Source organism: Sporosarcina sp. P3 (genome assembly GCF_002743415.1).
GTDB lineage: Bacteria > Bacillota > Bacilli > Bacillales_A > Planococcaceae > Sporosarcina > Sporosarcina ureae_A.
Map to the genome: position 1 here is coordinate 278593 of NZ_PDZE01000002.1, position 14202 is coordinate 292794.

A 14202-nucleotide genomic window follows, 5' to 3' on the forward strand; every position below is an offset into this window, starting at 1 on the left:
AGTATGGATTGGTTCTTTAGCAAGTCCTGTTAAGAAACTATTCCACCATAAAAAAACACCGTTATGACGGTTTTTTTATGGTGGATTTTTTATTTGAGAAGGAGGGCGCCTGTATGTCAATTTCAATCAATGATAAGATTTACAACTTCGAACCAGGGTCAACACTTATTCAAATCATCAATGCAAATAAGATGGAGCACCCACAAATATGTTATTTACCAGAAGTCGACCCAATCCAGACATGTGATACGTGCATTGTCGAAGTGAATGGTAAATTAACACGTGCTTGTTCTACACAAGCAGTTGACGGTATGGATGTTAAGTTAGCGTCCCCGCGTGCAAAAGAAGCACAAACGGAAGCAATGGACCGGATTTTAGAAAATCATTTATTATATTGTACCGTTTGCGATAACAATAATGGTAACTGTAAAGTACATAATACCGTGGCACTTATGGAAGTGGAAGAACAAAAATATCCATACGAGCCCAAATGTTCTAAAGATGCGGTGGATTTCACTCATCCATTCTATCGGTATGATCCGAATCAATGTATCGCTTGCGGTCAGTGTGTGGAAGTTTGTCAGAACTTACAAGTAAACGAGACACTTTCAATCGATTGGGAACGTGATCGACCGATTGTTCTATGGGATGGCGGGGCGAAGATTAATGATTCTTCTTGCGTAGGTTGTGGCCATTGTATTACGGTTTGTCCATGTAATGCTTTGATGGAAAAATCGATGCTTGGTGAAGCTGGATTTATGACGAAGATGAGTGACGAGCTGATGGAGCCCATGGTTGATTTGATCAAGGATGTAGAGCCGGGTTACAGCAGTATCATGGCAGTTTCTGATGTGGAATCCGCGATGAGAGAATCTACGATCAATAAAACAAAAACCGTCTGTACATTTTGTGGTGTAGGCTGTTCATTCGAAGTCTGGACGAAAGATCGTACGATATTAAAAATTCAACCGGTTTCCGAAGCGCCAGTCAACCAGATTTCTACTTGTGTCAAAGGGAAATTTGGTTGGGATTTTGTGAATAGTGAAGAACGCATCACCACTCCTCTTATCCGTAAAGGTGACGACTTTGTTGAAGCTTCATGGGAAGAAGCGTTGGATGTAGTGGCGAAAAACTTAGGTCAAATTCGTGATGAACATGGTAAAGACGGAGTTGGCGTTATCTCTTCATCAAAAATTACGAATGAAGAGAACTATGTCATTCAAAAATTTGCTCGACAAGTGTTTGGTACAAATAACGTAGATAACTGTTCCCGTTACTGCCAGTCACCTGCGACAGACGGATTATTCCGTACGGTAGGGATGGGTGGCGACGCTGGAACGATTAAAGATATAGCTGAAGCAGGCTTGGTCATCATCGTAGGTGCAAATCCTGCAGAAGGTCATCCTGTTCTTGCGACACGTGTAAAGCGCGCGCATAAGCTACACGGTCAAAAGTTAATTGTGGCCGATCTCAGAAAACATGAAATGGCTGAACGCGCAGATATCTTTATGACACCTCAACAAGGAACGGATCAAGTATGGCTAATGGCCGTGACGAAATACTTAATTGACCAAGGTTGGCATAATCAGCAGTTCATTGAAGAAAATGTTCTTCATTTTGATGACTTTAATGAAGTATTGGAGCGATATACACTTGACTATGCGGAAGAAGTAACAGGTGTTTCCAAAGAAGTATTGATTCAAACAGCTGAAATGATCCGTGATGCAGATGGCACATGTATCTTATGGGGAATGGGTGTCACGCAAAATACAGGCGGTTCCGATACTTCAGCGGCAATCTCCAATTTATTGCTAGCATCAGGAAATTACCGTCGTCCAGGCGCAGGTGCTTATCCATTACGTGGGCATAACAACGTACAAGGTGCATGTGATATGGGAAGCTTGCCTGGTTGGTTACCTGGCTATCAGCATATTACAGATGATGCAGCGCGCGAGAAATTTGAGCGTGCTTACGGTGTAGAGATAGAAGTTAAGCCGGGTCTTGACAATATTCAAATGCTTCACTCCATTGATGAAGGTGTGATGAAGGGTATGTACATTGTAGGAGAAGATATGGCACTGGTGGATTCCAATGCAAACTATGTTCATGATGTACTGTCGAAGCTTGATTTCCTAGTTGTACAAGATATTTTCTTCTCCCGTACAGCACAATATGCGGACGTCATTTTACCTGCAGTCCCTTCACTCGAAAAAGACGGTACATTCACAAATACGGAACGCCGTGTACAACGACTGTATAAAGCGTTGCCGAATAAAGGTGACTCTCGTCAAGATTGGTGGATCATCCAAGAAGTTGCAAACCGCTTAGGCGCTAACTGGAATTATACGCACCCAAGTGACATTTTCGCTGAAATGACAAGCTTGAGTCCGATGTTTGGAGAAGCTTCTTACGAAATGTTGGAAGGTTGGGGTAGTTTCCTTTGGGGAAGTCTAGAAGGGAAGAATACGCCACTTCTTTATACTGATGGCTTTAATTTCCCCGATAAGAAAGCGCGCTTTGCATTATCGGATTGGATTGAACCAGTAAAATTCGCTGATGAATTTGATCTTCACATCAATAACGGCCGTATGCTTGAACATTTCCATGAAGGAAATATGACGAATAAATCTGAAGGGATCCAAGAGAAAGTTCCTAATATATTTGTAGAGGTTTCTCCTGAATTAGCAAAAGAACGTGGTGTGGTCACAGGTACTTATGTCAGACTGATTTCTCCATACGGAGCAGTGAAACTCCCTGCACTTGTCACAGATAGAGTACGGAAAAATGAATTATTCTTACCGATGAATTCCGTTGATAAGCAATCTGCAATCAACTTCCTAACAGGACCTGCTACCGACGAACGGACGAATACACCCGCGTACAAACAGACGAAGGTTCGTATGGAAGTGCTTAAGAAGCAAGGAGATAATCCACTACCTAAGAGCAACCACCGTGATAAGAAACGCCATCCTCAAAATGGTGTAGAAGTAGAACGGAAATGGAATCGACCAGGATATGTCCAATTAACAGATCAATAATTAGTGAGGTGAATATCAATGGCGGCCCCTATAACTTCAATTAAAAGAACTGAACGCTCAGAACTGGAAATACAGCAAGAAAAGTTGGCTGAATTACAGAAACAAATTGCTGAACAAGAAGAGTCTTTACAAAAAATCATGGAAATCACAGGTGAATTGCATAAGATTGGCGCGTTAGACGCATTACAAGCCATGCTTCATTCAAAAGAGAAGATTACGGGCATAGCGTTAGGTCAAGTATCGAGAGAACCTGTGACAAACCTGCTCAATAATGTGATGGCAGGAGCAGGAATTCTAACCGCGCTAGATCCGGCTACCATTCAGCAACTTTCAAAAAGTGTACAAAAAGGATTATCTGAAGCCGAGCAAGGGAATGAAGAAGGTCAGAAAACAGGCCTTCTCCAGTTGATGAAATCCATTAATGATCCCGATATCAATCGTGCGTTAACATTCGGTATGAACTTCTTAAAAGGGATGGGCAAAGGTTTAGAAAAACCTACGGAGTAAGATTTTTGCGAAAAACATCACTTTGCTTCATAATGTATTAGAAGAGTTCATACGTTCCCTAGCCTCTCTGGCTGGGGGACGTATTCATTACGTAACATTATTTGTAGGAGATGAAAACATGTCGGCCCAAAATAAAATCGCATCACATTTAGAAGAACAATCTACAGCACAGAAAAACATCGGAAGACTGCTTGTGAAATGCTCGGATCAACCGGGAATTGTATCGGCAGTCTCCACGTTTTTGCTACAATACGAAGCAAATATCGTAGAGTCTAGCCAATATTCAACTGATCCAGAAGGTGGCATGTTCTATCTACGTATCGCTTTCCATTTAGACAATCTATTGGAGAGAAAAGAGGAATTGGAAGAGAATTTTAATGATATTGCGAAGCGATATGATATGGACTATCATTTTTCATACGCAATAGAATTAAAACGTACAGCAATCTTCGTTTCAAAAGAACCATATTGCTTAATGGAATTACTATGGGAGTGGCAGAATGGCGATTTAAATACTGACATCGTTGTGGTGATCAGTAACCATGAAGATGCACGCGGAATGGTCGAAGCACTTGGTATCCCTTTCTATTACATTCCAGCGAACAAAGATATTCGCCAAGACGTAGAGAGACAACAAGTGAAGTTAATGGAAGAATACGATGTGGATGTACTCGTATTAGCACGTTATATGCAAATACTGACTCCAGAATTTGTTAGTCACTTCCCGAATCAAATCATCAACATTCATCACTCATTCTTACCGGCCTTCATTGGTGCGCGTCCTTACGAAAGAGCTTTTGGACGCGGTGTAAAACTGATTGGTGCAACGTCACACTATGTAACGAATGATTTGGATGAAGGTCCGATCATTGAACAGGACATCGAGCGCGTGGATCACCGTGACGATATTGTTCAATTGAAGAAGATTGGTCGTACCATCGAACGACGTGTTCTTGCACGTGCAGTGAAGTGGCATCTTGAAGATCGAGTGATTGTAGAGAATAATAAAACGATTGTCTTCCAATAAAAGACACGAAACCGCCACCCGAAAGAGTGGCGGTTTTTTAATGTATAGGTGACTTGAAAGTCGCTCCGTGCGTTTCTTGTGTGTTCATGATGGTCAGGAATGCAGACGGATCTATATCGGTAGTAATTTGCTTGAGTTTTGAAATTTCTAGCCTTGTCACGACCACATAAATGACGTCTTTTTCGTTATCTGTATACCCACCACGGCCGTGCAACTTCGTAATACTACGGCCCAGCCGTAAACGAATCGCTTCACCGAGTTCTTCATATTCATCCGAGATAATAAAGACCGCTTTGGTCTCGTCTAGCCCTTGAATGACAATGTCAATTGCTTTTGAGGCGATATAATATGTAATGATGGAGTACATCGCTTTTTCGGGCCCAAGTACAAACCCTGCCCATCCAAAGATGAAGAGGTTGAAGAACATGACGAATTCCCCGACACTGTATGGGATTTTTTTGGTTAGTAAGATCCCGAGAATCTCCGTCCCATCTAGCGCCCCACCGTTACGTATGATGGTTCCTACACCCGCCCCCAGCAATAATCCTCCGAAGACTGTCGCGAGCAATGAATCGGTTACAAACGGTCCTAATTTTTTAAGAGGAAACTCCACGAGAGCAAGTAAGGCAATCGCATAGGAAGAGGAGAAGAAGAAGTTCTTGCCAATATGTTTATATCCAAAGAACAGGAAAGGCAAGTTTAAGATCAAAATCAAAATCCCAAAAGGTACTCCTGAAATGAAATTTAATATTAGTGCGATCCCGATGATACCTCCATCGATTACGGAATTAGGGATAAGAAATAAATCTAGCGCAACCGCTGTAATTACAACACCAATTGAGATGAATAAATAACGTCTGAGTAAATGCCCTATAGTTTCTTTTTTATGCTGTTTGTTCATAAAACTCCCCTTTTGGAAACGTGTTTATTCTATCTTACCGGAATTTTTGTAAAGAAAGTAGTAGGATTATAAGGTTTTCAATTTTACTTCTGAATTACGCGATGAATCTTTTACTCTGCACGGACATAAGATAATACATCATAGCCTAATTGGAGGAGATATGTTGGATATTATTCGTCAGTTGCATAATTATCGCAAAGAAGAAAATGAGTTGAAATGGGAAGGTACATTTTTGGAGTATCTAGAATTAATAAAAGAGCGTAAAGAAGTGGCACAAACCGCTCATTCACGTATTTATGAAATGATAAAAAGCGCAGGAATTGAAAAGAAAGATGGCAAGAAAGTCTATAATTTCTTTGATGAAGAGTTATTTGGTCTGGAAGAGTCTATAGAACGGTTAGTAGAAGAATATTTTCATCCAGCAGCAAAGCGCTTAGATGTAAAGAAACGCGTACTGCTATTGATGGGACCTGTTAGTGGTGGTAAATCTACCATTGTAACAATGTTGAAGCGTGGATTAGAAGCTTATTCCCGTACGGATGAAGGAGCGGTGTATGCTATCAAGGGATGTCCTATGCATGAGGACCCATTGCACTTGATTCCAGAATCATTGAGGAAGTCGTTTTTTGAAGAGTATGGAATACGAATTGAAGGCAGCTTATCGCCTTTAAATCAATTGCGTCTTGAAGAAGAATTTGAAGGAAAGATTGAAGATGTAATAGTGGAGCGTGTTTTGTTCTCAGAAGACCGCCGCGTGGGGATTGGAACGTTTACACCATCCGACCCGAAATCGCAAGACATTGCCGATTTGACCGGTAGCATAGACTTCTCGACTATTGCTGAATATGGTTCAGAGTCAGATCCACGTGCATACCGTTTTGATGGGGAATTGAATAAAGCGAATCGCGGTATGATGGAATTCCAAGAAATGCTGAAGCTTGATGAAAAGTTTCTTTGGCATTTATTGTCCCTGACACAGGAAGGGAATTTTAAAGCAGGAAGATTTGCGCTAATAAGTGCAGATGAACTGATCGTTGCGCATACGAATGAAACGGAATATCGTTCATTTATTAGTAATAAAAAGAACGAAGCGCTTCACTCAAGATTGATTGTCATTCCAGTTCCGTACAATCTGAAAGTAAGTGCGGAAGAAAAAATCTATGAAAAAATGATTCGTGAAAGTGATATGGCACATGTCCACATTGCGCCGCATGCATTGCGAGTGGCCGCTATTTTTTCTGTTTTAACACGCTTGAAAGCATCCAAAAAACAGGGCATTGATCGCTTGAAGAAATTGCGCCTGTACGATGGACAGAATGTGGAAGGATTCAACGATGCAGATGCAGAAGAACTAAAGAACGAATTTATAGATGAAGGCATGGACGGAATCGATCCACGCTACGTCATCAACCGTATTTCTTCTGCAATTATTCGAAAAGAAGTACCAAGCATCAATGCACTGGATGTACTGCGTTCATTAAAAGACGGCTTTGATCAACACGCTTCCATTTCGAGTGAAGACCGTGATACGTATATGAACTATATTTCGATGGCACGAAAAGAGTATGATGAAATTGCGAAAAAAGAAGTCCAAAAAGCTTTCGTCTATTCCTATGAAGAGTCAGCAAAAACATTAATGGATAATTATTTGGATAATGTTGAAGCGTACTGCAATAAAAATAAATTACGGGACGCGCTAACTGGGGAAGAAATTAATCCTGATGAAAAGTTGATGCGTTCGCTAGAAGAACAGATAGGAATTTCAGAAAATGCGAAAAAGGCATTTCGAGAAGAAATCCTAATCCGTATTTCCGCTTACGCGAGAAAACACCAACGCTTTGACTACCGTTCCCACGATCGTTTGCGTGAAGCAATACAGAAAAAATTGTTCACCGATCTAAAAGACGTAGTGAAAATCACTACAACTTCTACAACGCCAGACGAGACACAACTGAAGAAAATGAATGAAGTCGTAGCACGGCTAGTGGATGAACACGGCTACAACTCCGTTTCGGCCAACGACTTGCTGCGCTACGTTGGAAGTTTGTTAAATCGGTAAATTAAAAATGTGAATAGAATGGGTGTCTGTAACGGAATGGTAATTCGTGACTAGGTACACTTGCCAGTAGGCACGGCAACTTCTACGTAGTTATGCGATGCCCCTATTATAGTGATGTAAGTTATTTATGTTTAAATTAGGGTCTAACTTTAATGGCTATTAATCAGTATCATCCATTCACGTTGCATGGAAATTTCTGTCTCAGAAATACGGTAGGTATATGGAAGTCAAGACTAAGAGACCTCAAATCATGAGGTCTCTTTTTAGTTTTGTTACTGTTTTGTCAATATTCAATCAGCTATCGCATATGATAAGGAAACAAATTGTTCGAGAGATAGGCGGGGATACGAGTGGAAGAAAACCAGAAAAGTCGATTCGTTGTCACTGAAGAAAATTGGTCTCTCCATCGCAAAGGCCACCAGGATCAGCAACGCCACTTAGATAAAATAAACGAAGTGTTAAAAAGTAACTTACCTGATTTAATTAGTGAAGAGAATATTATACTTTCAAATGGAAAAGACATGGTCAAAATACCAATTCGTTCATTAGATGAATTTAAAATTCGCTACAATCATGATAAGTCCAAGCACGTTGGCCAAGGTGAAGGCGACAGTGCGGTAGGCGACGTTGTGGCGCAAGGAGAAAAGAAGGCGCAAGCAGGAAAAGGAAAAGAAGCAGGTGACCAGCCAGGGCAAGATATCTATGAAACAGAAGTCTCGATAGAAGAGTTGGAAGAGATGTTCTTTAAAGAATTGGAACTACCAGACTTGGAACAAAAAGAACAATCTGTCACAACGATTGAAGACATTGATTTCACGGACATCCGTAAGAAAGGGTTAATCGGTAATATAGATAAAAAACGGACTTTGTTATCTGCCATTAAACGTAATGCGATGAATGGAAAAGCTGAAGTCGCACCGATTCTGGAAGATGATCTACGCTTTAAAACGTGGAATCCTGTGGAAAAACCACAATCTAAAGCCGTTGTCATTGCCATGATGGACACGAGTGGTTCAATGGGCAAATTTGAGAAGTATATGGCGCGAAGTTTCTTCTTTTGGATGACGAAGTTTTTACGGACAAAGTATGAAACCGTGGAAATTGAGTTCATTGCGCATCATACGGAAGCGAAAGTAGTGTCAGAGGAAAATTTCTTCAACAAAGGAGAAAGTGGTGGAACGAGATGTTCATCTGCATACAGAAAAGCGCTTGAAGTTATTAAAGAATCCTATCCACCAACTAGTTATAATATCTATCCAGTACATTTCTCAGACGGAGAGAATATGACGAGTGACAATAAAAAATGCTTAGAACACGTGGATGAATTATTGGCGATATCGAACATGTTTGGATATGCCGAAGTCAATGAACACCGTAGAATGTCTACGTTAATGTCTGCGTATAAATCAATTGAACATCCCAAATTCAATTACTATATTTTGCAAAAAAATCGCGATGTCTACTTTGCGCTCAAGAAGTTCTTCGAAAAGCGAACGGAGGGATTACGCTGACTGATCAACAGGCATTACATTATGCAATTGATGAGATCACGGAGATAGCCAGTGGATTCGGACTAGATTTTTATCCGATGCGTTATGAGATTTGCCCTGCAGACATACTGTATACGTTTGGTGCCTATGGAATGCCTACGCGTTTCACACATTGGAGTTTTGGTAAACAATTTCATAAGATGAAGCTGCAATATGATATCGGATTGAGCAAGATTTATGAGTTGGTGATTAATTCAAATCCGTGTTATGCATTTCTATTAAATACAAATAGTCTGATTCAAAATAAATTAATCATCGCACATGTATTGGCGCATTGTGATTTCTTCAAAAATAATACGTATTTCTCAAAGACTCGTAAAGACATGGTGGAAAGCATGGCAGCTACAGCCGAACGGATTGTAGACTATGAGGTACGCTACGGTAAGAAATGTGTGGAAACATTTCTTGATGCAGTATTAGCCATCCAAGAACACGTAGATCCAAGTATGATGCGTGATATTGTTCCGTCACCTTCCATTGTCCGGCCACCTCGAAAATCCGCATACGAAGATTTATGGGATTTAGATCAACGGACAATACCTGGACAGCAAGCGATTGAAATGCACAAAAAGAATCCAGAGGAACCCGAAAAAGATATCTTATTATTTATTCTTGAAAACAGTCGCAATCTAACGGAATGGCAAGCAGACATCTTGACGATGTTGCGCGAGGAAATGCTCTATTTCTGGCCGCAACTAGAGACGAAAATTATGAATGAAGGTTGGGCATCTTATTGGCATCAAACCATCCTTCGTCAAATGGATTTGACGCCTTCTGAGACAATTGAGTTCGCAAAACTTAATGCTAGCGTACTGCAACCTTCCAAGACCTCAATTAATCCATATTATCTCGGCGTTAAAATATACGAAGATATAGAGAAACGCTACGACATATTAGCTAAAGAAGCCAGTGGACGTGGTGAGGAGGCGATGACAGGACGAGAAAAAATATTTGAAGCACGTGAAATTGAAAATGACACATCCTTCATCCGCAATTATTTGACGGATGACTTGATTAAACAAGAAGATCTGTACGTATTTCAAAAGCAAGAGGACCAATACAAAGTATCTGACAAACAGACGGAAGCCGTTCGGAACCAACTTATTGGACAGCGAGTGAACGGTGGCTTTCCTTATATAGTAGTAGACGATGGTGACTACATGCGTAATGGTGAACTGTATCTCATTCACCGCTACGAAGACACTGAACTTGATTTGCCGTATTTAGAACATGTTCTACCCCATATCCATCAACTTTGGGGACGCATTGTGCATATCGAAACAGTACTTGAAAATAAACCTTTAGTCTTTTCATACGATGGACACAAAGTGTTTAGGAGAAGTAAATAACGTAAGACAGTAGGTACAGCTTATTCTTAAACTGAAGACAACTCCAGTAATATGGAGATTGCCTTCAGTTTTTTTACTTTACTACTTTTCATTTCGTGCATCTAATGTTATTTTTATAGTATACTAACTCATTAACGTACTAAAGAGTAAAGAAAAGAGGAAGATCATTGAAAAAGACGACTATTGCTCTATTATTTGCAGCATTATTCCTAGTACTGACCGGATGTTCCGACAAGTCTTCTGACGGTGAAGAATCTACAGCGGACACAGGTAAAGAAGGGACGAAAGAAATTATCATCGGTGTAGATGACAAATTTGCACCCATGGGATTCCGTGACGATAAAAATAATTTAGTCGGTTTCGATATTGACATGGCAACAGCAGCGGCTGAGCATATGGGGGCTACGGCAAAGTTCCAACCGATCGATTGGAAGACGAAAGAAACGGAACTGAGTAGCGGACGAATTGATTTAATTTGGAACGGCTATACGATCACAAAAGAACGTCAAGAAAAAGTGTTATTCACAAAGCCATATTTGGATAATAATCAAGTCATTGTAACGTTAGTAGATTCTGATGTGAAAGCAATTGAAGATCTAGATGGAAAAACAGTAGGTGTACAAGCATTGTCATCTGCTGGACCAGCACTAGAGAGTCATCCAATTCATGAAAAAGTGAAAAATGTTACTGAATACGCAGACAATGTTTTAGCATTGACGGATTTAAAAACAGGTCGTCTCGATGCAGTTGTACTAGATGAAGTCGTTATCGATTACTATATGACAACTGAAGAAGGTGTCTTTTCGAAACTTGATGGCTCTTTGGCGGTGGAAGAATACGGTGTTGGAGTGAAAAAAGGCAATGAAGAATTGCTTGAAAATCTTCAGAACGCGTTGGATACTATGAATGAAGACGGTACTTCAGCTGATATTTCCACGGAATGGTTTGGAGAAGACAAGGTTCTTCGTTAATGAAGTAGAGTAACTGATATCAGCGGAAGTGCCAGCTGTGGCTTCCGTTGGTATTTGTATTGTAAGAGAAGTACATAAAACCTTAAATGGTTTTTTGGAGGAATTGACTAATGAGTTATGAATATTTTATGTCTATGCTGATCCCCATGTTGGAGGGTGCTAAAGCGACTGTCCTATTATTTGTATTAGCGATTGTCTCATCCATTCCACTCGGATTCTTGCTGACACTTGCCGTAAGAAGTAGTATTAAACCAATTTCTTATTTGGCGCAGACCTTTATATACGTCATGCGTGGGACCCCTTTGTTATTACAGCTACTGTTCTTTGTATTTGGTTTACCACTTCTGCCGGTAATTGGTGAGTATTTAGTTTTTGACCGTTTCGTCGCAGCTACAATCGCGTTCATTTTGAACTATTCAGCGTACTTTGCTGAAATATTCCGGGGTGGATTGCTCTCGATCGATAAAGGACAATATGAGGCTTCTCAAGTACTTGGCTTATCGAAATGGCAAACGACTGTGCGAGTCATCTTGCCACAAATGTTTCGCGTAACGCTACCACCTATTGCAAATGAATCGGTATCTTTAGTAAAAGATACGGCGCTTTTATATGCGGTAGCTGTTCCTGAACTGCTACATTATGCACAAACAGTCGTGAACAGAGACTTCACCATCATTCCGTTCTTCATTGCTGCGGGGATCTACTTGTTAATCGCGTTCGGATTGACTGTAGTGTTCAAGTATTTAGAGAGAAAGCTGCAATATGATTGAGGAGAGAAAACTATGTCGTTCATTGAAGTACGCAACTTACAAAAATCATTCGGTCCATTGGAAGTTTTAAAAGATATATCGTTTGATGTTCAACAAAACGATGTGATGGCCATTATCGGACCTTCAGGCTCTGGAAAAAGTACGATGTTAAGAAGTTTGATTCAATTAGAGCAAGTCGGTGGCGGAAGTATTAGAGTTGACGGGGATTACCTAGTGAAAGATGGCATTTACACAAATCCAAACGATAGTAAAATAATCAATTCCAAAATGGGAATGGTATTTCAACAATTTAACTTATTTCCCCATTTAACTGTTAAGCAAAATTTGGAACTAGCACCGAAATTAGTGAAGAAAGAAAAAGCCGGTGATTATGGCCATAGAAGTATCGAGTTACTTGAAAAAGTCGGATTGGCTTCAAAAGCGGATGAATTACCTTCCAGACTATCAGGCGGCCAGAAACAACGTGTGGCGATTGCGAGAGCATTGATGATGGATCCGGAAATATTATTATTCGATGAACCAACTTCTGCCTTGGATCCGCAATTGACGAAAGAAGTATTACAAGTAATGAGGAATCTTGCAGATGAGCATATGACGATGATTGTGGTGACCCATGAAATGGAATTTGCAAGTAATGTCGCAAATCATGTGATTTTCATGGACGAGGGAATGATTGTTGAATCAGGTACTCCAGATGAAGTAATCAAATCACCGAAAGAAATACGTACTAAGAGATTCCTGAATTACGAGTTGAGCAAATAACTAAAAGTAGTGATGCGAATGTAATGTTCGCATCACTTTTTTTATTGAATACTCATTTTTCGACCAAATTATTGCAATATATGAAATATTGCGGCAGGTAGTTCATGAACTTATTAGAATTCGCGCAAAATATTGAATAATGCATTGACGAATAACTTGGTAAAGGGTACGATTACGTATAATTATACCTTTTTCGAATATATCGAATAGGTAGTAGATTATAGTTGAGGGGGATTTACATGAGAAAACATTGGGTGACTTATGCAGCAGCACTATTTAGTATTGTGCTCATTCTCGCTGCGTGCGGTGGAAAAGAGGAGTCATCTGATCCGGCAACAGATGATAAAAATGATGACAAAGCTAGCACTGAAGAGAAATATACAATTGGTGTTACACAAATCGTTGAACACCCATCATTGGATGCGGCGTTTGAAGGGTTCCAAAAGGCAATTGAAGATGCTGGCTTACATGTCGAATATGATAAACAAAATGCACAAAATGATAATAGTTCCAATTCAACAATTGCGAACAACTTGGCAGGCGCAGGCGTAGATTTAATATTTGCAAACTCTACGCCAAGTGCACAAGCAGCAGCTAGCGCGACCCAAGATATTCCTATCATCTTTACGTCAGTTACGGATGCAGTAGCTGCAGAACTCGTTGCATCTAATGAAGAGCCAGGTGGGAATGTTACAGGAACAACCGATAACCATCCGGATGCTATTCCAAATACAATGAAATTCTTGAAAGAAAACGTAGGTGCAAAAAAGGTTGGTATGATTTTCAACTCAGGAGAGCAAAACTCTCGCTTGCAAGTGGATCATGTAAAAGAAATTCTTGCAGATATGGATATGGAAGTGGTTGAAGCATCTGTTGCAACTTCAGCAGACGTAAAACAAGCGGCTGAATCATTGATCGGTTCAGTAGATTCATTTTACATCATCACGGATAACACAGTAGTATCCGCACTGGAATCAGTCATCTCTGTTGCGAACGACAATAAGATCCCGATGATGGTCGGTGAGTTCGATTCTGTGAAACGTGGTGGACTTGGAGCGTACGGCTTTGAGTACTATGATATCGGCTATGAAGCGGGTGAAATGGCAGTAAAGATTCTAAAGGGTGAAGAAACGCCTGAATCATTACCAGTGCAATTACCCCAGAACTTAAAGTTAGTGATGAATGAAGAGACTGCAAACGCAATTGGTTTAGAGATTCAAGACGATTGGAATGCGGAACTTGTAAAATAAATAAAACTAGGAGATGAT

The 14202-nt window shown here is 40.3% G+C and carries 11 protein-coding genes; 10 read left to right on the forward strand and 1 reads right to left on the reverse strand.

From position 1 onward, the window contains the following. Nucleotides 1–113 precede the first annotated feature (113 nt). The 3 genes from fdhF to purU all read left to right on the forward strand — a co-directional run bounded on the left by fdhF (nucleotide 114) and on the right by purU (nucleotide 4572). Complete coding sequence (gene fdhF / locus CSV61_RS03530) at nucleotides 114–3038, forward strand: formate dehydrogenase subunit alpha (RefSeq protein ID WP_099638121.1); 2925 nt, start codon at nucleotides 114–116, stop codon at nucleotides 3036–3038. A gap of 18 nt (nucleotides 3039–3056) precedes the next feature. Continuing rightward, the gene (locus CSV61_RS03535; protein ID WP_143561052.1) at nucleotides 3057–3545 is read left to right on the forward strand and encodes a helical membrane plugin domain-containing protein; all 489 of its coding nucleotides are present in this window, start codon (nucleotides 3057–3059) and stop codon (nucleotides 3543–3545) included. A 118-nt stretch (nucleotides 3546–3663) separates the two neighbouring features. Next, nucleotides 3664–4572 carry a formyltetrahydrofolate deformylase gene (gene purU, locus CSV61_RS03540; RefSeq protein ID WP_099638123.1) on the forward strand — a complete coding sequence of 303 codons (909 nt, stop codon included), beginning with the start codon at nucleotides 3664–3666 and terminating at the stop codon, nucleotides 4570–4572. Between the two features lie 37 nt (nucleotides 4573–4609). Here the strand turns inward: purU and CSV61_RS03545 are convergent, their stop codons facing one another. Further along, nucleotides 4610–5473 (reverse strand): YitT family protein, encoded by an 864-nt coding sequence (locus CSV61_RS03545; protein WP_099638124.1) that lies wholly within the window; start codon nucleotides 5471–5473, stop codon nucleotides 4610–4612. 160 nt (nucleotides 5474–5633) lie between these two features. Here CSV61_RS03545 and CSV61_RS03550 point away from each other — a divergent pair, with 160 nt between their 5' ends. The 7 genes from CSV61_RS03550 (at nucleotide 5634) to CSV61_RS03580 (ending at nucleotide 14184) form a co-directional block, all read left to right on the forward strand. Further along, the gene (locus CSV61_RS03550; protein WP_369824277.1) at nucleotides 5634–7532 is read left to right on the forward strand and encodes a PrkA family serine protein kinase; all 1899 of its coding nucleotides are present in this window, start codon (nucleotides 5634–5636) and stop codon (nucleotides 7530–7532) included. A 350-nt stretch (nucleotides 7533–7882) separates the two neighbouring features. Next, complete coding sequence (gene yhbH / locus CSV61_RS03555) at nucleotides 7883–9043, forward strand: sporulation protein YhbH (protein ID WP_099638125.1); 1161 nt, start codon at nucleotides 7883–7885, stop codon at nucleotides 9041–9043. Next, nucleotides 9040–10431 (forward strand): SpoVR family protein, encoded by a 1392-nt coding sequence (locus tag CSV61_RS03560; protein WP_083035526.1) that lies wholly within the window; start codon nucleotides 9040–9042, stop codon nucleotides 10429–10431. The genes yhbH and CSV61_RS03560 overlap by 4 nt, the downstream gene beginning before the upstream one ends. A gap of 167 nt (nucleotides 10432–10598) precedes the next feature. Continuing rightward, on the forward strand, nucleotides 10599–11402 hold the full coding sequence (locus tag CSV61_RS03565; RefSeq protein WP_099638126.1) for an amino acid ABC transporter substrate-binding protein: 804 nt from the start codon (nucleotides 10599–10601) through the stop codon (nucleotides 11400–11402). A gap of 110 nt (nucleotides 11403–11512) precedes the next feature. Beyond that, nucleotides 11513–12172, forward strand: a complete 660-nt coding sequence (locus tag CSV61_RS03570; RefSeq protein WP_083035528.1) for an amino acid ABC transporter permease — start codon at nucleotides 11513–11515, stop codon at nucleotides 12170–12172. A gap of 12 nt (nucleotides 12173–12184) precedes the next feature. Next, nucleotides 12185–12934, forward strand: a complete 750-nt coding sequence (locus CSV61_RS03575; protein ID WP_099638127.1) for an amino acid ABC transporter ATP-binding protein — start codon at nucleotides 12185–12187, stop codon at nucleotides 12932–12934. Between the two features lie 239 nt (nucleotides 12935–13173). Then, nucleotides 13174–14184, forward strand: coding sequence for an ABC transporter substrate-binding protein (locus CSV61_RS03580; protein ID WP_099638128.1), 1011 nt, complete (start codon nucleotides 13174–13176; stop codon nucleotides 14182–14184). Nucleotides 14185–14202 lie beyond the last annotated feature (18 nt).